Annotated in this window: 18 protein-coding genes; 8 read left to right on the plus strand and 10 right to left on the minus strand. The window is 71.3% G+C overall.

The window, feature by feature from the left end:
• Positions 1-700: 700 nt before the first annotated feature.
• Positions 701-1,222: a universal stress protein gene (locus tag GR130_RS05435; RefSeq protein WP_159503646.1), complete on the plus strand. Its 522-nt coding sequence runs from the start codon at positions 701-703 to the stop codon at positions 1,220-1,222.
• 443 nt (positions 1,223-1,665) lie between these two features.
• On the opposite strand, the gene glmS is transcribed toward GR130_RS05435, so the two are convergent.
• Together glmS and GR130_RS05445 are read right to left on the minus strand one after the other, a co-directional pair.
• A complete protein-coding gene (gene glmS, locus GR130_RS05440) occupies positions 1,666-3,495 on the minus strand; it encodes a glutamine--fructose-6-phosphate transaminase (isomerizing) (RefSeq protein ID WP_159503647.1) in 1,830 nt (609 codons plus the stop codon).
• A gap of 79 nt (positions 3,496-3,574) precedes the next feature.
• Entirely contained in the window at positions 3,575-3,850 is a 276-nt protein-coding gene (locus GR130_RS05445; RefSeq protein ID WP_043264447.1) for a hypothetical protein, read from the minus strand.
• A gap of 208 nt (positions 3,851-4,058) precedes the next feature.
• On the opposite strand from GR130_RS05445, the gene GR130_RS05450 reads away from it, so the two are divergent.
• Positions 4,059-5,654, plus strand: coding sequence for a beta-N-acetylhexosaminidase (locus GR130_RS05450; protein ID WP_159503648.1), 1,596 nt, complete (start codon positions 4,059-4,061; stop codon positions 5,652-5,654).
• Between the two features lie 104 nt (positions 5,655-5,758).
• Here the strand turns inward: GR130_RS05450 and GR130_RS05455 are convergent, their stop codons facing one another.
• Positions 5,759-6,241, minus strand: coding sequence for a hypothetical protein (locus tag GR130_RS05455; RefSeq protein WP_159503649.1), 483 nt, complete (start codon positions 6,239-6,241; stop codon positions 5,759-5,761).
• 113 nt (positions 6,242-6,354) lie between these two features.
• Here GR130_RS05455 and GR130_RS41270 point away from each other — a divergent pair, with 113 nt between their 5' ends.
• Positions 6,355-6,477, plus strand: coding sequence for a hypothetical protein (locus tag GR130_RS41270; RefSeq protein WP_268977860.1), 123 nt, complete (start codon positions 6,355-6,357; stop codon positions 6,475-6,477).
• 2 nt (positions 6,478-6,479) lie between these two features.
• The gene (locus GR130_RS05460) at positions 6,480-7,652 is read left to right on the plus strand and encodes a methyltransferase domain-containing protein (RefSeq protein ID WP_159503650.1); all 1,173 of its coding nucleotides are present in this window, start codon (positions 6,480-6,482) and stop codon (positions 7,650-7,652) included.
• Positions 7,653-8,036: 384 nt separating this feature from the next.
• Here GR130_RS05460 and GR130_RS05465 read toward each other — a convergent pair whose 3' ends face one another.
• Positions 8,037-8,237, minus strand: a complete 201-nt coding sequence (locus GR130_RS05465) for a hypothetical protein (RefSeq protein WP_159503651.1) — start codon at positions 8,235-8,237, stop codon at positions 8,037-8,039.
• A 193-nt stretch (positions 8,238-8,430) separates the two neighbouring features.
• Positions 8,431-8,574 carry a hypothetical protein gene (locus tag GR130_RS39665; RefSeq protein ID WP_201304799.1) on the minus strand — a complete coding sequence of 48 codons (144 nt, stop codon included), beginning with the start codon at positions 8,572-8,574 and terminating at the stop codon, positions 8,431-8,433.
• Positions 8,575-8,790: 216 nt separating this feature from the next.
• Between GR130_RS39665 and GR130_RS05475 the strand changes: the two genes are divergently transcribed.
• Complete coding sequence (locus GR130_RS05475; protein WP_201304800.1) at positions 8,791-10,131, plus strand: tetratricopeptide repeat protein; 1,341 nt, start codon at positions 8,791-8,793, stop codon at positions 10,129-10,131.
• Positions 10,132-10,260: 129 nt separating this feature from the next.
• Here GR130_RS05475 and GR130_RS05480 read toward each other — a convergent pair whose 3' ends face one another.
• The 4 genes from GR130_RS05480 to GR130_RS05495 are packed head-to-tail and all read right to left on the minus strand — an operon-like array spanning position 10,261 to position 16,098.
• Positions 10,261-11,415, minus strand: coding sequence for an acyl-CoA dehydrogenase family protein (locus tag GR130_RS05480; protein WP_201304801.1), 1,155 nt, complete (start codon positions 11,413-11,415; stop codon positions 10,261-10,263).
• Positions 11,416-11,417: 2 nt separating this feature from the next.
• Positions 11,418-12,374: a hydroxymethylglutaryl-CoA lyase gene (locus GR130_RS05485; protein WP_159503653.1), complete on the minus strand. Its 957-nt coding sequence runs from the start codon at positions 12,372-12,374 to the stop codon at positions 11,418-11,420.
• On the minus strand, positions 12,371-14,443 hold the full coding sequence (locus GR130_RS05490) for an acetyl/propionyl/methylcrotonyl-CoA carboxylase subunit alpha (protein ID WP_159503654.1): 2,073 nt from the start codon (positions 14,441-14,443) through the stop codon (positions 12,371-12,373). The genes GR130_RS05485 and GR130_RS05490 overlap by 4 nt, the downstream gene beginning before the upstream one ends.
• Before the next feature lie 8 nt (positions 14,444-14,451).
• On the minus strand, positions 14,452-16,098 hold the full coding sequence (locus tag GR130_RS05495; protein WP_201304802.1) for a carboxyl transferase domain-containing protein: 1,647 nt from the start codon (positions 16,096-16,098) through the stop codon (positions 14,452-14,454).
• Positions 16,099-16,229: 131 nt separating this feature from the next.
• On the opposite strand from GR130_RS05495, the gene GR130_RS05500 reads away from it, so the two are divergent.
• The 3 genes from GR130_RS05500 to GR130_RS05510 all read left to right on the plus strand — a co-directional run bounded on the left by GR130_RS05500 (position 16,230) and on the right by GR130_RS05510 (position 19,027).
• Positions 16,230-16,856 (plus strand): SACE_7040 family transcriptional regulator, encoded by a 627-nt coding sequence (locus GR130_RS05500; protein ID WP_159503655.1) that lies wholly within the window; start codon positions 16,230-16,232, stop codon positions 16,854-16,856.
• Positions 16,857-16,951: 95 nt separating this feature from the next.
• A complete protein-coding gene (locus GR130_RS05505) occupies positions 16,952-18,109 on the plus strand; it encodes an acyl-CoA dehydrogenase family protein (protein ID WP_159503656.1) in 1,158 nt (385 codons plus the stop codon).
• Between the two features lie 21 nt (positions 18,110-18,130).
• Positions 18,131-19,027, plus strand: coding sequence for an acyl-CoA thioesterase (locus tag GR130_RS05510; RefSeq protein ID WP_159503657.1), 897 nt, complete (start codon positions 18,131-18,133; stop codon positions 19,025-19,027).
• A 23-nt stretch (positions 19,028-19,050) separates the two neighbouring features.
• Here GR130_RS05510 and GR130_RS05515 read toward each other — a convergent pair whose 3' ends face one another.
• Positions 19,051-19,842 (minus strand): phosphatase, encoded by a 792-nt coding sequence (locus GR130_RS05515; RefSeq protein WP_159503658.1) that lies wholly within the window; start codon positions 19,840-19,842, stop codon positions 19,051-19,053.
• Between the last annotated feature and the right edge of the window lie 27 nt (positions 19,843-19,869).

A 19,869-nucleotide genomic window follows, 5' to 3' on the forward strand; every position in this document is an offset into this window, starting at 1 on the left:
TGAAAACGGTCGTGCGCAGACTTGCGGGCGCCTCAATCGACCGGCGTACGCCTTTCGGAGTGCCGCCCGCCCCCATGTGCTCCTGTCCCGTTACGTCCTCTTCTGTCCCTGCGGCGTCCGCCACCCGCGGAACGGACTCCGGCCGCGGTGCGTTCGGATCGCCGCAGCAGCGCGCGGCAGACGCAGGTGATCGCGGCGAGGCCGGCCGCGGTGCCCGCCGCGCCGGCCCACGAGGCGCCGCTCACGATCAGGACGACCGGCACCAGGGCGCAACTGAAGGCACCCCAGCGCGCGACATCGCTCACTGGGTCGGGTGATCTACGGGACGGCACCGGCACGGCTGGCTCCCCTCGGACGGGCAGCTACTACAACGCCGCCGTCGATCTTGGGTCACCGCCGGGGGGTACGTACGGGGGCAGGGCGGGGCATTGCCATCCGCGCCACGCTCCGGCATGCTCCGGGGAACGTTCGAGCCCCGGGCCGCCCGTGCGGGCCCCGGTGGCCCGTTCGTGCCCTGGGCAGTGGAGGAGTAGCGCCGTACTCTTGGGGTATCGGCTTGGAAAGATGATTCCCAGTCGTATCGTTCCCCTTTGAACTATGGCTCCTGCTCCTTGGCCGAGTCGTTCGGTCAACTGCCGGATCAAGTCAATCGCCGTTCCCGTTCGCCCCTCCGCTAGAGGACGTTCTCGCCGAGACACCCATGGCCGGTCACGAAACCCCTGAACCCGCGGACCGCAAGCAGGTCGCCGATCCGATGGCGGACCTCGAAGCGGCGGAACAGAAGCGCCATTCCTGCGATCCCGCCTTCCGGCACGGCGTCGTGGTGGGCTTCGACGGCTCCATGTCGAGCGAACGCGCGTTGGCGTATGCAATCGGTATGGCCCGGCGCCTCGGCTCCGGGTTGATCATCGTCCATGTGGCCAACCGGCTGCCGACGACGGTCTGGGCGGGCTGCGAGCCGCCGGTCTTCGTGGACGTACCCGACCACCGCACCGAAGTGCTCGGGCTGGAACTCGCGTGCGCAGACCATCTCTCCGAGGTCCCCTGGATCCTCGTCGAGCGCGGCGGCGACATCTGCCACGAGTTGGAGGAGGTCGGCCGGGAGTACGAGGCCGACGCCATCGTGGTGGGCTCCACGCACGGCATCGTGGGCCGGATCTTCGGCTCGGTCGCCGGCCGGCTGGCGCGGCGCGCGCAGCGGCCCGTGATGGTCATTCCGTGATGGTCGTTCCCTGACGCGGCCCGGGTGCCGCGCCGTGTGTGAACTCCCCTGCGGGGACGGCCGCGTGATCGGTTCTCCTCGGCGTCACCACAGTTGAGGGGGCGTCATGGGGATTGTGGGCAAGGCGGAGTCCGGCTGGCCCTCCGAGGTTGGTTGTGCGCTTGTGATGGGTAGAAAACGGTCACAACGGCGTGCTGCCGGCCGGGAGGTGACGGATCTCGGGGCGGCGGCATCCTGCCGGCGTAATGGGCGACGCCGGCAAAGGGGAGGCGGCGGCTTCGCGCGCATGGTGGCTCGCGCGAAGCCGCCGCCTGTTCTTCTTTTGCGGCTGAACCGCCGCGCGCTTTCGCGGAGGCGGTTTCTCGCCGTGGGGGTTGCTCGATTGCCGCTTCGGTGGAAAGCGCCTCGTTCGACGGAAGAGGGTGGATTTCCGAAGGGGGGAACTACTCCACCGTGACCGACTTCGCGAGGTTACGCGGCTTGTCGATGTCCCGGCCCAGGGCCAACGCCGTGTGGTAGGCGAGGAGTTGGAGCGGAATACCCATCAGGATCGGGTCCAGCTCGGGCTCGTTCTTCGGCACGACGATGGTGTGGTCGGCCTTCTCCTGCTCCTCGTGGGCGACGGCGAGGATCCGGCCGCTGCGGGCCTTGATCTCCTCCATCGCGGCGCGGTTCTTCTCCAGCAGCTCGTCGTTCGGCACGATCGCCACGGTGGGCATCGCGGGCTCGATGAGGGCCAGCGGACCGTGCTTGAGCTCCGAGGCCGGGTACGCCTCGGCGTGGATGTACGAGACCTCCTTGAGCTTGAGGGACGCCTCGCGGGCCACCGGGTAGCCGCGGACCCGGCCGACGAACATCATCGACTTGGCGTCCGCGTACTGCGCCGACAGCTTCTTGATCTCCTCCTCGCCCTTGAGGATCTCGTCGATCTGGCCGGGCAGCTTGCGCAGGCCCTCGATGATCCGCTTGCCGTCCGCGACGGACAGGTCGCGGATCCGGCCCAGGTGCAGGGCGAGCAGTGCGAAGGAGACCACCATGTTGGTGAAGCACTTGGTGGAGACCACGCAGACCTCGGGGCCGGCGTGCACGTAGATGCCGCCGTCGGTCTCCCGGGCGATCGCCGAGCCGACCACGTTGACCAGGCCCAGGACCCGCGCGCCCTTGCGCTTGAGCTCCTGGACGGCGGCCAGCACGTCGTAGGTCTCACCGGACTGGGAGACGGCGACGTAGAGGGTGTCGGGGTCCACGACCGGGTTGCGGTAGCGGAACTCGGAGGCCGGCTCGGCGTCCGAGGGGATACGGGCCAGCTCCTCGATCATCTGGGCGCCGATCTGGCCCGCGTGGTACGAGGTGCCGCAGCCCAGGATCTTGACCCGGCGCACCCCGCGCGCCTCGCGGGCGTCGAGGTTCAGGCCGCCGAGGTGGACGGTGGAGAAGCGGTCGTCGATCCGGCCGCGCAGCGCCCGGTCCACCGCCTCCGCCTGCTCGGAGATCTCCTTGTGCATGTACGTGTCGTGGCCGCCCAGGTCGTACGACTCGGCCGCGTACTCGACGGTCTCCGGCGTCGCCGTCGTACGGGAGCCCTCGGTGGTGTACGTGCGGTAGTCGTCGGCCTTGAGGGTGGCCATCTCGCCGTCGTCCAGGGTGACGACCTGGCGGGTGTGCGAGACCAGCGCGGCGACGTCGGAGGAGACGAACATCTCGTGCTCGCCGATGCCCAGGACGACCGGGGAGCCGTTGCGGGCGACGACGATGCGGTCGGCGAAGTCGGCGTGCAGGACGGCGATGCCGTAGGTGCCCTCGATGTGGCGGAGCGCCTCGCGGACCTTCTCCTCCAGCGTCGGGGCGGTGGAGCGGCCGATGAGGTGGGTCAGCACCTCGGTGTCGGTCTCGGAGGCGAACACGACGCCCTCGGCGGTCAGCCGGGCGCGCAGCTCGGCGGCGTTGTCGATGATGCCGTTGTGGACGAGCGCGACCTTGCCCTCGGTGTCGAGGTGCGGGTGGGCGTTCTCGTCGGTGGGGGCGCCGTGGGTGGCCCAGCGGGTGTGCGCGATGCCGGTGGATCCGGCGAAGCGCTTCGGCAGGCGGGACTCCAGCTCCCGGACGCGGCCCTTGGCCTTGGCGGTCTTCAGACCGCCCGCGGCCTTGCCGGTGCCCTTGGCGTGGATGGCGATGCCGGCCGAGTCGTAGCCGCGGTACTCCAGGCGCTGAAGGCCCTCAAGGAGCAGCGGAGCGACGTCGCGCTTGCCGATGTATCCGACGATCCCGCACATACGGTGACCCTTCTTGTTGAGCGTCTTGTCGATCGTTCACGGGTGCCCGCCCGTCCGCGGGGCCCTGTGGGCCCGCCGCTCAGCCGTAGACGAGGCGGCGCAGCTGGCGTATCGAGAGGGGTGGAGGGGACACGGCGCGGTGCGGCAGCTCGTGGGAGATCCGCTCGAAGATCGCCTCGTTCCGCAGCCCCTGGGACTGCAGCTCGCGGTGTCTGCGGCGGACGAACCCCTCCGTGGTCTCGTCGAAGTACGCGAGCACGTCCAGCACCACCCGGGCCGCCTCGCCGCGCTGTAGCGGCGTGCTGCGTACCAGGTGGTCGATGAGGTCCTCGTGGGACGGACGGCGTTCGAGCACCCGTCGATACTGAAGGTCGGCGCGGAGATTCGCAAGAAATCTGCCCGGTATCGGGCAGGTCGCCGACATAGCGGGCGGATACTGGTCTACACCTTGACCGGGTCCGGGGCGCGCGGTACGCATGGTCACCGTTCGGTCGCTCCATGCCGTGCCGATGCGCCGCTGTGCAGAAACGTGCCGCTGACGAAGCTCGCCGAAGGGATCACCCATGAGACGACGCAGACTGCTGATCTCGTTACTGCTGGTCGCGGCGGCCGGGACGGTGACCGCCGCCGTCCCGCGGGCCGGAGCCGCGGCCCCGGCCGCCGCTCCGCTGGACCGGGTGATCCCCGCCCCGGCCTCCGTACGCCCCGCCCAGGGCGCCTACACGATCGGCGAACGGACCCGGATCCGGGTGCCCGGCGGCTCCGGCGAGGCCCGGCGGATCGCCGGCTATCTGGCCGGGCTGCTGCGGCCCGCCACCGGCTTCCGGCTGCCGGTCACCTCCGAGGGCGGCCGGGACGGCATCGTCCTGCGGCTCGGCGGCCGGGACGCCCGGGGGCTCGGCGCGGAGGGCTACCGGCTGACCTCCGGCGGCCGAGCGGTCACCATCAGCGCGGCCCACCCCGCCGGCCTCTTCCACGGCGTCCAGACGCTGCGCCAGCTGCTGCCCGCCGCGGTGGAGAAGCACACCCCGCAGCCCGGCCCCTGGCGGATCGCCGGCGGCGCGATCGCGGACACCCCGCGCTACGCCTACCGCGGCGCGATGCTGGACGTCTCGCGGCACTTCTTCACCGTCGGCCAGGTCAAGCGCTATATCGACCAGCTGGCGGCCTACAAGATCAACACGCTGCATCTGCACCTCTCCGACGACCAGGGCTGGCGGATCGCCATCGCGTCCTGGCCGCGCCTTGCGACCTACGGCGGCAGCACCCAGGTCGGCGGCGGGCGCGGCGGCTACTACACCAAGGACGACTACCGCGAGATCGTCCGCTACGCCGCGAGCCGCTACCTGACGGTGGTCCCGGAACTCGACATGCCCGGCCACAGCAACGCCGCGCTGGCCTCGTACGCCCAGCTGAACTGCAACGGCGTGGCACCGCCGCTCTACACCGGCACCAACGTCGGCTTCAGCTCGCTGTGCGTGCCCAAGAAGGAGACGTACGACTTCGCCGCCGACGTCATCCGGGAGATCGCGGCGCTCACCCCCGGCCCCTACCTCCACATCGGCGGTGACGAGGCGCACGCCACCAGCCACGCGGACTACGTCGCCTTCATGGACCGGGTGCAGCCGATGGTCGCCAAGTACGGCAAGACCGTGATCGGCTGGCACCAGCTGACCGGGGCGCACCCCGCCAAGGGCGCCGTCGCCCAGTACTGGGGCTACGACGCCACCGGCCCGGCCGAGCGCAAGCAGGTCACCGACGCCGCCCGGAACGGCACCCGGCTCGTCCTGTCGCCCGCCGACCGCGCCTACCTCGACATGAAGTACGACAAGGACACCCCGCTCGGCCTGAACTGGGCCGGCTACGTGAACGTCCGGCGCGCCTACGACTGGGACCCCGGCGGCTACCTGAAGGACGCACCGCCGGCCTCCGTGCTCGGCGTCGAGGGGTCCCTCTGGTCGGAGACGCTCACCACCTCCGCGAACATCGAGTACATGGCCTTCCCCCGGCTCCCCGGCATCGCCGAACTGGGCTGGTCCCCGGCCCGTACGCACGACTGGGACGCCTACAAGGTGCGGCTGGCCGCCCAGGGGCCGCGCTGGGACGCGCAGGGCATCGACTACTACCGGGCGGCGGAGGTGCCGTGGCCGGGGCGGTGAGGTGACGCACCGCGTGGCGGGCCGCGGGAATTACCGCGCGGGCCCGCCGCGTTGTGGGCTACAGGGGGTGCCCGCATCCCCTACGGGATCTGTTCGCCCGCCCCCTATGTCCCACGCCGGGCGCCGCTCGGCCAGACAACGTCCACCGGTACGCCGGCGCTGCGTGCCTGCTCGACGGTGTCCGCCGTGCCGCCTCCCTTCCCGGAAGGGGGCGCGCCGTCCCAGACGGCTACCAGGCGGTCGGCGCGCCTGAGCAGTTCTCCGTTCGCCGCCTCGTATGCCTCGCGGTTGGCCGTGTCGTACGGCAGGGTCACCACTTCCGCCACGGCGGCGAGGCGGTCGAAGGAGGGGGCGTGGTCGGGCTTGACCTTGGCCTGCCGGTAGTCCCGCGAGGGCAGGACGACGATCAGCCGACCGCCGGCCTCAACCACGGCCTCGGCGAACAGCGTGTCCGAGCCGCGTGCGAGGCAGGTGACGCCCACCAACTCACGTCGGTGCTCGTGCAGCAGGCTCCGCAGTTCCTCTTGCACCAGAGGCACGGTGTTGTCGGTGAGGTCCATGTGGCCGGTTACGGCGATGGTGGTCATTCTCTCCGTGTCTCCCTACGTCGCCAGCAGATCGCGGATCCGGTCCCGGGCCGGTTGGAGGACAGTGGCAGCCGGGCGGCCGGTCACCCACCGAACCACAAGAAGGAACCACGGTGTTCAGCGTTCTCGGCAACAGCGGCGGCGACAAACTCCCCGGCGAGCCCTACCCTGGCCCCCACCCGGCGCCGACCCCCGACGGCGGGCCCGGCGTTCCCAACCCGCCCAAGGCAGCCTGAACATGACGGATGCAGACCAGGGACGCCCCGGCCGCACCGAGCTGGGGCGCGCCCTCATGGCCGGCGGGGCCCTGGCCGCCGACTGGGCTCCCACATTCGCAGCGGTCCCCCGATCCGCCTTCCTGCCGGACCTCATCTGGCCGTGGAACATGGCAGCCGGGAAGAGCGTGGCCGTCTCCCGTGCGGACGATCCGGAGGCATGGCAGGCGTACGCCGACGCGGACTGTCCGATCGTCACGCAGTGGGACGACGGCGACCACTCCGGCACGGAACCCGGAAGGGTCTCCACCAGCTCCGCATCGATGCCGTCCGTGGTGTTCCGCATGCTCCGGGATCTGGACCTCCGCCGAGGACATCGCGTTCTGGAGATCGGCACCGGCACAGGCTGGAACGCAGCCCTCCTGGCCCACCGCGTCGGCCCGGAGAACGTGGTCACGGTCGAGGTGGACGAGGCGGTGTCCACGGCCGCCGGTGCGGCGTTGGAGCGGTTCGGCCTGGGTGTTCGCGTCGTGCACGGCGACGGCTTCGCAGGCTACGAGCAAGGAGCGCCGTACGACCGGATCACCGCAACATGCGGTCTGCGATCCATCCCCTACACCTGGGTGCGGCAGTGTCGACCGGGCGGGATCATCGTCAGCCCTTGGGGTACCCACTACAGCAACGGCGACGCCGTGGCCCGTCTGGAAGTCGCCCGCGACGGCAAGAGCGCAACGGGGCGGTTCACCGGGCCGGTGGAGTTCATGAAACTCCGTTCCCAGCGGCTCCCGCCGGTCACACATCGCGCGTACGTCCCCGGCAGCGTGGCCGACGGCGAAGAGACCTCCACCGGCCTCACGGAAGAGGCGTTCGTCGGCGAGCCGTTCAGCGCCCACCGCTTCGCGTTGGGTCTGCGCGTGCCGCACTGCCTCCAAGTCGTGGCCGAGAAGCGGGACGGAGCACGGCCCGTGTGGCTCTACGGCCTCGCCGACCGGTCGTGGGCCTGCGTGCAGTTCCGCGACGGTGTGGTGGCACGGGTCTGGCAGCACGGCTGCCGGCGACTCTGGGACGAGGCAGAGACCGCCTACCGCTGGTGGGTCGAGAACGACCGACCCGACCACGACCGGTTCGGCCTGACCGTCACTCGCGACGGGCAACGCGCATGGCTGGACGACCCGGTCGACGACTGGCCGCTGTGAAGGAGTGGCGGGCACCGTTGAGGTGACGCACGCGCGGCGGGCCCGGAATATCTCCCGGGCCTGCCGCGTCGCCCCCGGCCCGCAGTGATGCCGTGGGCGAAGTGCGTGACGCCCTGCTCCCTGGCGTGTTGTCACGCGTGTGTCAATGAAGGGGAGTTCATACCGGGGGCAGCGCGTGGGCGAGAAGCGTGGGTGTGCCCGGCTCGTGAAACCCTTCGCATGGTGGGTGCGCCTTGCAGAAGAACCCGCTCCGCCGGCACGCCCGGCACCCCTGCGGGGCCACCGCGGTGACACCCCGGAGGCACGGCTCCACGCGGAGAACCTCCGCTGCTGTCCAACCACGCCCGTAGCACCCCCGGCATTGGAGATGGGGGCCGGGGCACGTCAGCGTGTCGCCTTCAGTACGCGGGCCGGCATCGCGGCCGTACGGATGCCGACGCGACCCAGGTTGATCCGGAGTTCTCCGCCGGAGGTGTCGCCAAACGTGAACTCCGGGAACGCCAGCTTCGTTTCGTTCAGGGCGAGTTGAAGATCCCGGTAGGCGACGATGGCAGCCTGGCTCTCCGGGCGTGTCTCGGTCGTCATCGGCCCTCCCGCTTCGCATGAGGGTGGCGATGGATCTCGATGTTGCAGTCGATCACCTTCGTCAGGTCTCTGACGGCACGCGCTTGTGCACGCTGCCGGGCCAGAGCCCCGCACACGTCGCAGCCGTCAACCGGCTCGGGGTCCGGCGCCGGAACCGGGTCCATCAGGTGAACGGTGCGGCACCTGCGGGGCATCAGCCCACCACCTCCACGCCGTGAATCCGGCGCGGCCCGGCACCGACCCCGTGCACCGCGCACCACAACGCCCGCCGTCGCCCCCGCGCGGGGAACGTCAGCCGCAGCAGCGGGATTAAGAACCGCGCTGTAGCGTGAGTCATGTTGTCAACTCCCTTGTAGTTGATGGCCATGCCCCCGGGCCGTCCGCCACGGTCGCGGGGGTCCTCTCGTTGTCTCGCCAACCTCGCAGCGGCTGTCGCGCGAGGAGGGCACGTCCTCGCTCTAGGCAACCGGTCCGCTACAGCCGGCGGTACCGTTGGACTGGCAGCGGCTTTTAAGAGCTTTAAGCACTCCTACGGAATGAGGAGTTGAGGTCGGTGGGTACACGGGAGCCGAACCGGCGCCTTGAACGCCTTTATCGGGAGACCGGCTGGACGCTGCGGCAGTTCGTCCAGGCCGTGAACCGCATCGGTACCGAGAGAGGAACCCCGCTCCGGTACCGCGAGCCGTCGGCCCATCAGTGGCGTCAGGGGCAGATGCCCAAGGAGACGGTCAGGCCGTTGGTCTTGGAGGCGCTGGCGCGGAAGCTGGGACGTCCGGTCACCCATGCGGAAGCCGGGTTCCCGGTCCCTGCCGGGGGCTCGGACGCCGCTCCGGGCACGGTCGAAGGGCTGATTGATCTCGGCAGGGGAGATGTGGACCCTTCACGCCGCAGCATCCTCGGTATAAGTCTCTTTTCCGTAGCGCTGACCGTGCCCAATTGGCCGGACGTGGTAGGCCGATTGGAAGCTGCCCAAACTGGCCGGAACCGGCGCATCGGTATGCCAGAGGTCGACATGGTCATTGCTATGACCGAGAAAGTGTCGGAGCTGGATGACCAATTTGGTGGACGTCATGCTCGCCCGATGGCCGCGGCGTTCCTGGTGAACACGGTAGCTCCGTACCTGAGGGCGGATGCCTCCGAACCCGTACGGAAATCCATGTTGTCGGCTGCCGCGGACCTGAGCTACCTCACCGGATATATGGCGGTGGACGAAGGCGTCCACGGCCTTGCACAGCAGTATTACCTGAAGGCGTTGGAACTTGCCGGAGCGGCAGAGGATCACCTGACGTACTGCACGACGCTGCGCGGGATGAGCGTTCAGGCTGTTGATCTAGGGCACGGCAGGGAGGCGCGACGGCTCGCCGATGCTGCCGCTGCCGCTTCTCCCCAAGCCGGTCCACGGATGCGGGCTTTCCTTGCCGGGCAGCAGGCACACGCGTACGCGCAGATCGGCGGGAGCAACAGTGCGCTGACGTACCTACGAGAGGCCGAAGTGGCCATGGACAAGGCAGAATCCAGGGGCAAGGCGTTCGGCTCGTACGATCCGTCAGCCTTGAATTACCACATCAGCCAGGTCCGGTACGAACTCGGTGATGTTCCCGGCTCCATCAAAGCCATGCAGGAATCGGACCGGGTGCGCTACAGCGTCTATCGGCGCGCCCGCGTACGCCACCGCGCTACCCTGGCCGAGCGTCAACTGGAAGTCGGCCACCTGGAAGCCGCATGCGCGACATGGCATCTCGCGCTGGATGACTACCCTTTGGTCCAGTCAGGACGGGCGGATCAACGCATGCAAACCATGTTCAAGCTCATCCGACCCCATCTCGGGAATCATGCCGCACGGGACCTCTATGAACGCGCTCGGCTCGTGACGCCGGCCTCGCTCTCCGCCTAGAAAGCCACGTGGCGGGGCCGGGAAATACCTCCCGGCCCCGCCACGTTGTGGCCCACAGGGGGCGCTGACACCCCTTACGGGATCTGTTCGCCCGCCCCCGAGGGGCAGCCCCTAGAAGAGGCGTCGCCCCTAGAACCCCAACTCCCGTGCGATCAACATCCGTTGGACCTCGCTGGTGCCCTCGCCGATCTCCAGGATCTTGGCGTCCCGCCACATCCGGGCGACCGGGTACTCGTTCATGAAGCCGTAGCCGCCGTGGATCTGGGTGGCCTCGCGGGCGTTGTCCACCGCGATCTCGGAGGAGTAGAGCTTGGCGAGCGCCGCCTCCTTCTTGAACGGCTCGCCCAGGACGAGGCGGGAGGCGGCGTCGCGCCAGGCCAGCCGGGAGGTGTGGGCGCGCATCTCCATGTCGGCGAGCTTGAACTGGATGGCCTGGTTGGCGCCGATGGGGCGGCCGAAGGCGTGCCGCTCCTTGGCGTACCGCACCGACTCGTCGACGCAGCCCTGGGCGAGGCCGGTGGCCAGCGCCGCGATGGCGATCCGGCCCTCGTCGAGGATGCGCAGGAACTGGGCATAGCCGCGGCCCTCCTCGCCCAGGAGGTTGGCGGCCGGGACGCGGACGTCGGAGAAGGACAGTTCGCGGGTGTCGGAGGCGTTCCAGCCGACCTTGGAGTACGGGGCGGCGACCGTGAAGCCGGGGGTGCCGGCCGGGATGATGATCGAGGAGATCTGCGGGGCGCCGTCCGGGGTGCGGCCGGTGACCGCGGTGACCGTCACCAGGCCGGTGATGTCCGTACCGGAGTTGGTGATGAAGCACTTGCTGCCGTTGATCACCCAGGTGTCGCCGTCGCGGACCGCGGTGGTGCGGGTGGCGCCGGCGTCCGAGCCGCCGTCCGGCTCGGTGAGGCCGAAGGCGCCCAGCAGCTCGCCGGAGCACAGCTTCGGCAGCCAGGCGCGCTTCTGCTCCTCGGTGCCGAAGCGGTAGATCGGCATGGCACCGAGCGAGACGCCGGCTTCCAGGGTGATGGCCACCGAGGAGTCGACGCGGGCCAGTTCCTCCAGGGCGATGCCGAGGGCCAGGTAGTCGCCGCCCATCCCGCCGTACTCCTCGGGGAACGGCAGGCCGAACAGGCCCATCTGGCCCATCTGGCGGACGATGTCGTAGGGGAAGGTGTGCTGCTCGTAGTAGTCGCCGATCTGCGGGGCGACGACGTCGTGCGCGAACGCCTCGACCGTGCGCCGGAGTTCTTCCAGCTCGGCGGGCAGGCGGTGGTCCAGGGACATGGTCACTCCTTGGGGGACTGTGCGGGCTGCACGCGTGCGCGGACGGTGCGCGAAGGGCTGGGGCGGCCCAGGACTCCGGCCAGCCAGACGCTGGTCTCGGTCAGTCGGTCCAGGTCGACGCCGGTCTCGATGCCGAGGCCGTGCAGCATCCACACGAGGTCTTCGGTGGCGAGGTTGCCGGTGGCGCTCTTGGCGTACGGGCAGCCGCCGAGGCCGCCCGCCGAGGCGTCGACGGTGGTGACGCCGTGCTGGAGCGCGGCGAAGGTGTTGGCGAGGGCCTGCCCGTAGGTGTCGTGGAAGTGGACGCCCAGCCGGGAGGTGGGCACGCCCGCCTCGTTGAGGGCGGCGAGCAGGTGCTGGACGTGGCCGGGGGTGGCGACGCCGATGGTGTCGCCCAGGCTCAGCTCGTCGCAGCCCAGGTCGAGCAGCGCGCGGCAGACCCGGACGACCTGGGCGATGGGCACCGGGCCCTCCCAGGGGTCGCCGAAGCACATGGAGAGGTAGCCGCGGACGTGGACCTTCTCGTCCCGGGCGCGCTGGACGACCGGGGCGAACATCGCCAGTGCCTCGTCGACCGTGCGGTTGAGGTTGGCCTTGGCGAACGACTCGGTGGCGCTGCCGAACACCGCGATCCGGCGGGCGCCCAGCGCCAGCGCCCGCTCCAGGCCGCGCTCGTTGGGCACCAGCACCGGGAGCCGGTGCGGGTCGAGATCGTCGAGCATCGGGAACAGCTGCTCGGCGTCGGCGAGTTGGGGCACCCACTTGGGGTGGACGAAGCTGGTCGCCTCCACCAGCGGCAGCCCGGCGGCGGCCAGCCGGTGGATGAACTCGGCCTTGATCCCGGTGGGGATCACCGCCGACTCGTTCTGCAGCCCGTCGCGGGCGCCGACCTCGTGGATCCGTACGCGGGTGGGCAGGCCCTCCGCCTGCACCGCCATGGGCAGTCCGGGCGCGGTCATGACGCGTCCTCCTCGTCCGTGCGCGGGGAAGCGTCCCCGGCGTCCCCGGCGTCCGTGGCGCTCTCGTGCGGGGCGACCACCGCCAGGACCTGGTCCATGGCGACGGTGGCGCCCGCGGTGACGTCCAGCTCGGTGACGGTCCCGGCGTGCGGCGCGGAGATGACGTGCTCCATCTTCATCGCCTCCACCACCAGCAGCCCCTGGCCCGCGACCACGTCGTCGCCGACGGCCACCTTGACGACGGTGACGGTGCCCGGCATCGGGGCGGCGAGGGTGTCCGCGCCGTGTGCCCCGGCGGCGCCGCGCAGTGCCTCGGCCACCGGGTCGTACGGGGTGACGTGCCAGGAGTCGCCGTCCCGGCCCAGCCAGTCGCCGCTGCGGTGGAAGGTGTGCAGTACGCCGTCCACGGTGATCCGGACCCGGTCCGCGGTGACCTCCCGGATGTCCTCGGGGGCACCGGGCCGGACGTCGTACGCGACGGGGTCGTGGCCGGGGACGCGCAGCCAGTGGCGGACCGGCGCGGGCTCGCCGCCGAGCCGGAAGCCGGTGGGGGCGGCGAACGGGTCGCGCCAGCCGCCCTCGGACACCGACGGCTCCAGCGCGGCCTGCCGGACCGCGCCGGCCGCCGCGTACACCGCGTCCGGCACCGTGCCGTCGACCAGGTCGGCCGCCACCCGCTCCACCAGCCCGGTGTCCAGGTCGCCGGAGACCACGTCCGGGTGGGCCAGCAGGCGGCGCAGGAACCCGGCGTTGGTGGTCACCCCGAGCGTGACGGTGGCGGCCAGCGCGGCGCGCAGCGTACGCAGGGCACTGGCGCGGTCCGGGCCGTGCGCGATGACCTTGGAGAGCATCGGGTCGTAGCGGCTGCCGACCTCCGCGCCCTGCGAGAGGCCGGAGTCGGTGCGGACCGCGCCGGGTCCGGGGCTCCCCTGGGGCAGGGGGAAGTCCCATGCGCCGTTGACCTCGTGCAGGGCGAGCACCGTGCCACCGGTCGGCAGGAAGTCGCGGGCCGGGTCCTCGGCGCAGATCCGGGCCTCCACGGCGTGCCCGGTGAGCGTGATGTCCTCCTGGGTGAACGGCAGGCGCTCGCCGGCGGCGATCCGCACCTGCCACTCCACCAGGTCGAGGCCGGTGACCAGTTCGGTGACCGGGTGCTCCACCTGGAGGCGGGTGTTCATCTCCATGAAGAAGTACGAGGACGGGTCCTTGCCGGGGACGATGAACTCGACCGTGCCGGCGCCCCGGTAGCCGCAGGAGCGGGCCGCCTGGACGGCCGCCGCGCCCATCGCGGCGCGGGTGGCGTCGTCCAGCAGGACCGACGGGGCCTCCTCGATGATCTTCTGGTGGCGCCGCTGGAGGGAGCACTCGCGCTCGCCGAGGTGCAGGACGGTGCCGTGGCCGTCGGCCAGGACCTGGATCTCGATGTGCCGGGGGCGGTCGATCCAGCGCTCCACGAGCAGCGTGTCGTCGCCGAAGGAGGCGCGGGCCTCGCGGCGGGCGGCGGCGATCTCGTCGGCCAGCAGGGCCGTGTCCCGGACCAGCCGCATGCCCTTGCCGCCGCCCCCGGCGGACGGCTTGAGGAGGACCGGGGTGCCGATCTCCCGTGCGGCGGCGGCCAGTTGCCCGTCGTCCAGGCCGCTGCCGGAGGAGCCGGGGACGACCGGGACGCCGGCCGTGCGCACCGTCTCCTTGGCGCGGATCTTGTCGCCCATGAGGGCGATGGCGTCGGCGGGCGGCCCGATGAAGACCAGCCCGGCGGCGGCGCAGGCGCGCGCGAAGGAGGCGTTCTCGGCGAGGAAGCCGTAGCCGGGGTGGACGGCCTGGGCGCCGGTGCGGACGGCGGCGTCCAGCAGCCGGTCCACCGACAGATAGCTGTCGGCGGCGGGGGCCGGGCCGATCCGTACCGCCGTGTCGGCCTCGCGGACGTGCCGGGCGTCGGCGTCCGCGTCGCTGTAGACGGCCACCGAGCGGATGCCCAGCGCGCGCAGCGTGCGGATGACGCGGACCGCGATCTCCGCGCGGTTGGCGACCAGGACGGTGTCGAAGCGGCCGGTGTCGAAGGTGGTCATAGGTCCTCTCACATCCGGAAGACGCCGAAGCCCGACGCCGCGCTGTCCCGTTGGGGAAGCGGGGCGTTGGCGCAGGCGGTCAGCGCCAGGCCCAGGACCTGGCGGGTCTCCAGCGGGTCGATGACCCCGTCGTCCCACAGCCGCGCGGTCGCGTAGTAGGCGTTGCCCTGGGTCTCGTACTGCTCGCGGATCGGCGCCTTGAAGGCGTCCTCGTCCGCGGCGCTCCACTCCTCGCCGCGCGCCTCCAGCTGGTCGCGCTTGACGGTCGCGAGGACGGAGGCGGCCTGCTCGCCGCCCATCACGGAGATCTTGGCGTTGGGCCACATCCACAGGAAGCGGGGGGAGTAGGCCCGGCCGCACATCGAGTAGTTGCCCGCGCCGTAGGAGCCGCCGATGACGACGGTCAGCTTGGGGACCCGGGCGCAGGCCACGGCCGTGACCATCTTGGCGCCGTGCTTGGCGATGCCGCCCGCCTCGTAGTCGCGGCCGACCATGAAGCCGGAGATGTTCTGGAGGAAGAGCAGCGGGATGCCGCGCTGGTCGCACAGCTCGATGAAGTGGGCGCCCTTCTGGGCGGATTCGGAGAACAGGATGCCGTTGTTGGCGATCACGCCGACCGGGTGGCCGTGCAGGCGGGCGAAGCCGGTCACCAGGGTCGTGCCGTACTCCGCCTTGAACTCGGCGAAGCGGGAGCCGTCGACGAGCCGGGCGATCACCTCGCGGACGTCGTAGGGAGTACGGGAGTCCGCGGGCACCGCGCCGTAGAGCCCGGCCGGGTCCACCTTGGGCTCCTCGACGGGCCGTACGGACCAGGGGAGCGGGGCGCGGTCGCCGAGGGTGGACACGATGGTGCGCACGATGCGCAGCGCGTGCGCGTCGTCCTCGGCGAGGTGGTCGGTGACCCCGGAGGTCCGGGAGTGCACCTCGCCGCCGCCCAGCTCCTCGGCGGTGACCACCTCGCCGGTGGCCGCCTTCACCAGCGGCGGGCCGCCCAGGAAGATCGTGCCCTGGTCGCGGACGATCACCGCCTCGTCGCTCATGGCGGGGACGTAGGCGCCGCCCGCCGTGCAGGAGCCGAGGACGGCGGCGATCTGCGGGATCCCGGCGCCGGACATCCGCGCCTGGTTGTAGAAGATCCGCCCGAAGTGCTCGCGGTCGGGGAAGACCTCGTCCTGCTTGGGCAGGAAGGCGCCGCCGGAGTCGACGAGGTAGAGGCACGGGAGGCGGTTCTCCAGCGCGACCTCCTGGGCGCGCAGGTGCTTCTTGACCGTCATCGGGTAGTACGTACCGCCCTTGACCGTCGCGTCGTTGGCGACGATGACGGTCTCCCGGCCGCTCACCCGGCCGATCCCGGCGATCACCCCGGCGGCCGGCGCGTCCCCGCCGTACATCCCGTCCGCGGCCAGCGGCGCCAGCTCCAGGAACGGCGAGCCGGGGTCCAGCAGGGCGTCCACCCGGTCGCGGGGCAGCAGCTTGCCGCGTGCCGTGTGCCGTGAGCGGGCCTTCTCGCCGCCGCCCAGGCGGGCCGCGGCGAGCTTCTCGCGCAGCCGGGCGGCCAGCTCGCGGTGCGCGGCCTCGTTGGCCCGCCAGGAGTCGGACGCCGGATCGGCGGCACTCCCCAGCACCGGTGCCTGCTCGATGCCGTCCATTGCCATGAGCCCCCTTGCTCGGTCAGCTGCCCGCCGGGCGCCCGCGGGGTGTGCGCCGGGGCCGGGCGGGTTAATGGGCGTTAACCTCATTTCCTTCAGGTTAACGAGCACTAACCCGGCTGTCTACAATCGACGGCATGAGTAATACGCACGCCCCCGCCCCGACCAGCCGCCGCGAGCAGATCCTCAAGGAGGCCGCCCGGCTCTTCGCGGAGCGCGGGTTCCACGGCGTCGGCGTGGACGAGATAGGGGCGGCCGTGGGCATCTCGGGGCCCGGCCTCTACCGGCACTTCGCCGGCAAGGACGCGATGCTCGCCGAGCTGCTGGTGGGGATCAGTGAGCGGCTGCTGGCCGGCGGCCGGATGCGGGTCGCGGAGGGCGGCGACAGCCCCGAGGCGGTGCTGGACGCGCTGATCGACGGGCACATCGACTTCGCGCTGGACGACCGCCCGCTGATCACCCTGCACGACCGCGAGCTGGACCGGCTGCGGGAGGCCGACCGCAAGCGGGTGCGGCAGCTCCAGCGGCAGTACGTGGAGCTGTGGGTGGAGGTCGTCCGCCGGGTCCACCCCGGGCCCTCGGAGTCCCAGGCGCGGGCGGCGGTGCACGCGGTCTTCGGGCTGCTGAACTCCACCCCGCACCTCGGCCGGCCGGGGGCGCTGCCCGGCCGTACGGAGATGGCGCGGCTGCTGCACCGGCTGGCGCTCGGGGCGTTCGGGGCGGTGGAGGAGGAGCCGGCGCAGGCGGTCCCCGCCGTCGGATAGCGGCGGATCCCGCCTCTGGACAGCTTCAGTGACCCGCGGGTAGCTTTCGCTGAGCAAACGCTTAGCCGAGCACGGTGGTGAAGGAGGCCGAGGGCATGCGCCGGACGGTGTTCAACGAGGATCACGAGGCGTTCCGGGAGACCATACGCGCCTTCATCGAGGCCGAGGTCGTACCGGTCTACGACGACTGGTACGCCGCCGGCCAGGTGCCCCGGGACTTCTACTACAAGCTCGCCGAGCTGGGCGTCTTCGGCATCCGCGTCCCCGAGGAGTACGGCGGCGCCGGCATCGACTCGCACAAGTTCGAGGCCGTGATGTACGAGGAGACCGCCCGCGCCGGCGTCACCTTCGGCGGCTCCGGCGTCCACGTGCTGCTCGGCCTGCCGTACATCGAGATGCTCGCCACCGAGGAGCAGAAGAAGCGCTACCTGCCCCCGTTCGTCTCCGGCGAGGAGATGTGGGCCCTGGCGATGACCGAGCCGGGCACCGGCTCCGACCTCGCCGGCATGAAGACCACCGCCAAGCTCTCCGCCGACGGCACCCACTACGTCCTCAACGGCTCCAAGACCTTCATCACCGGCGGCGTGCACGCCGACCGCGTCATCGTCTGCGCCCGCACCTCCGCGCCGCGCGAGGACGACCGCCGCCACGGCATCTCCCTCTTCGCCGTCGACACGACGTCCGAGGGCTACTCCGTCGGCCGCAAGCTCGACAAGCTCGGCCTGAAGGTCTCCGACACCGCCGAGCTGGCCTTCGTCGACGTCAAGGTGCCCGTCGAGGACCTGCTCGGCGAGGAGAACAAGGGCTTCTCCTACCTCGGCCGGAACCTGCCCTCCGAGCGCTGGGGCATCGCCTTCGGCGCCTACGCGCAGGCCAAGGCCGCCGTCCGGTTCGCCCAGCAGTACGTGCAGGAGCGCACCGTCTTCGGCAAGACCGTCGCCTCCTTCCAGAACACCAAGTTCGAACTGGCCGGCTGCCAGGCCGAGGTGGACGCCGCCGAGGCCGTCGCCGACCGCGCGCTGGAGGCCCTGGACGCCGGCGAGCTGACCGCCGCCGAGGCCGCCTCCGCGAAGCTCTTCTGCACCGAGGTCGCCCACCGTGTCATCGACCGCTGCCTCCAACTCCACGGCGGCTACGGCTTCATGAACGAGTACCCGATCGCCCGCCTCTACGCCGACAACCGCGTCAACCGCATCTACGGCGGCACCAGCGAGGTCATGAAGTCCATCATCGCCAAGTCCATGGGCCTGTAAGGGCGTCAGGGCCTCACGCACGTGAACGACGCACTGAAGTCGCTGCTCGACCTGCTGGACCTGGAGCGGATCGAGCAGGACATCTTCCGCGGCCAGAGCCGCGCCTCGGTCGTCCCCCGGGTCTTCGGCGGCCAGGTCGCCGCACAGGCACTGGTCGCGGCCGGCCGGACCGTTCCGGAGGACCGGCCGCCGCACTCGCTGCACGCCTACTTCCTGCGCCCCGGCGACCCCGGCGCGCCCATCGTCTACACCGTCGACCGGATCCGCGACGGCCGCTCGTTCACCACCCGCCGGGTGGTCGCCGTCCAGCACGGCAAGCCGATCTTCCACCTCACCGCGTCCTTCCACGCGCACGAGGCGGCGGCGCTGGAGCACCAGGAGCCGATGCCGGCCGCGCCGGACCCGATGGAACTGCCCACCGCCGCCGAGGTGCTGCCCCGGCACGCCGGGCGGTACCTCACCCCGGACGTCGCCGAGCGGCTGCTGGAGGCGCGGGCCGCGATCGACCTGCGGTACGTCGACGAGCCGCCCTACGCCACCGTCGGGCAGCCGCGCGACCCGCGGTCCCAGGTCTGGTTCCGCACCCACGGCAAGCTCGACGACGCCGGCGAGATCCCCCGTCCGCTGCTCGACGTCTGCCTGGTCACCTACGTCTCCGACATGACGCTGCTGGACTCGATCCTGCTGGCGCACGGCCGCGGCGGCTGGGCGGTCGGCGACGTGGTCGGCGCGAGCCTGGACCACGCGATGTGGTTCCACCGCCCGCTGCGCGCCGACGAGTGGCTGCTCTACGACCAGGAGTCGCCCACCGCCCAGGCCGGCCGGGGCCTGGGCCAGGGCCGCATCTTCACCGCCGACGGGCAGCTGGTGGTGTCGGTGATCCAGGAGGGGGTCGTGCGGGTCCCGTGGGACGACTGACGACCACCGTGCCCCCCCGCGGCTCAGAGCAGGTCGGCCGCGTCCAGCAGATAGGCGGTCAACGGGTCGTAGTGGCGCGGGCTCGCGACATGGTCGTCCAGCGGCACGGTCACCTGCAGCGTGCCCTCGGCCTCGGCCAGGAAGAGCGCCGGGTCGTTGCAGTCCGCGAAGCCGATGGTGGCGATGGAGCGCCGGCCCGCGCAGCCCGCCCAGCCGTGGTCGGCCATCACCAGGTCCGGCAGCGGCCGGCCGGCGCGCTCCAGGCCGTCGAGGACCGCGGCCATCGGCTCGGGGGAGTGGGTGTGCCACAGCGTCGCGCCGCGCTCCAGCATCGCCACGTCCCCGAACTGGAACACCATGCCGTCGTCGGCCCGGAGCCCGTCCGGGACGACCACGATCTCGCAGCCCCGTTCGCGCAGCGCCTGCGCGGTGGCGCGGTGCACGTCCAGCAGGCCGCCGGGATGGCCGGTGGCGAACAGCACCCGCTGCCGGTCCGCGGCCGCCTTGCGCAGCACCGTGGCGGCGCGGTCCAGCGCGTCCACCGTGAGCGCGGGGTCGATGGTGTCCTGGCCCTGCCGGTGGTGCGGGTCGTCGCTGACACCGCAGCGCTCCGCCATCACGGCCAGCACGTCCTGCTCGTCCGTCCACCGGTCGCCCAGCTCCAGGCCGAACCAGTAGTGGCGGTCGCCGTTCGCGAGCCTGCGGTAGTGAAGGAGGTTGTTCTCGCGGGGCGTGGCGACGTTCCCCGCGATCCGGGTCCGGACGAGCTGGTCGATGAGTTCGGCACGCGAGGGGGCCGTAGCGGCTATCGGCATAGCGCCATTGTGCCCGGACGGCTCCGC

The organism is Streptomyces sp. GS7 (assembly GCF_009834125.1).
Classification (GTDB): Bacteria; Actinomycetota; Actinomycetes; order Streptomycetales; family Streptomycetaceae; genus Streptomyces.

Excerpts from the sequence above, each read along its gene's own strand:
- GR130_RS05435 (WP_159503646.1), top strand. The coding sequence starts at position 701 with ATGGCCGGTCACGAAACCCCTGAACCCGCGGACCGCAAGCAGGTCGCC.
- glmS (WP_159503647.1), bottom strand. The coding sequence starts at position 3,495 with ATGTGCGGGATCGTCGGATACATCGGCAAGCGCGACGTCGCTCCGCTG.
- GR130_RS05450 (WP_159503648.1), top strand. The coding sequence starts at position 4,059 with ATGAGACGACGCAGACTGCTGATCTCGTTACTGCTGGTCGCGGCGGCC.
- GR130_RS05455 (WP_159503649.1), bottom strand. The coding sequence starts at position 6,241 with ATGACCACCATCGCCGTAACCGGCCACATGGACCTCACCGACAACACC.
- GR130_RS05460 (WP_159503650.1), top strand. The coding sequence starts at position 6,480 with ATGACGGATGCAGACCAGGGACGCCCCGGCCGCACCGAGCTGGGGCGC.
- GR130_RS05465 (WP_159503651.1), bottom strand. The coding sequence starts at position 8,237 with ATGACGACCGAGACACGCCCGGAGAGCCAGGCTGCCATCGTCGCCTAC.
- GR130_RS39665 (WP_201304799.1), bottom strand. The coding sequence starts at position 8,574 with ATGACTCACGCTACAGCGCGGTTCTTAATCCCGCTGCTGCGGCTGACG.
- GR130_RS05480 (WP_201304801.1), bottom strand. The coding sequence starts at position 11,415 with ATGTCCCTGGACCACCGCCTGCCCGCCGAGCTGGAAGAACTCCGGCGC.
- GR130_RS05485 (WP_159503653.1), bottom strand. The coding sequence starts at position 12,374 with ATGACCGCGCCCGGACTGCCCATGGCGGTGCAGGCGGAGGGCCTGCCC.
- GR130_RS05490 (WP_159503654.1), bottom strand. The coding sequence starts at position 14,443 with ATGACCACCTTCGACACCGGCCGCTTCGACACCGTCCTGGTCGCCAAC.
- GR130_RS05495 (WP_201304802.1), bottom strand. The coding sequence starts at position 16,098 with ATGGCAATGGACGGCATCGAGCAGGCACCGGTGCTGGGGAGTGCCGCC.
- GR130_RS05500 (WP_159503655.1), top strand. The coding sequence starts at position 16,230 with ATGAGTAATACGCACGCCCCCGCCCCGACCAGCCGCCGCGAGCAGATC.
- GR130_RS05505 (WP_159503656.1), top strand. The coding sequence starts at position 16,952 with ATGCGCCGGACGGTGTTCAACGAGGATCACGAGGCGTTCCGGGAGACC.
- GR130_RS05515 (WP_159503658.1), bottom strand. The coding sequence starts at position 19,842 with ATGCCGATAGCCGCTACGGCCCCCTCGCGTGCCGAACTCATCGACCAG.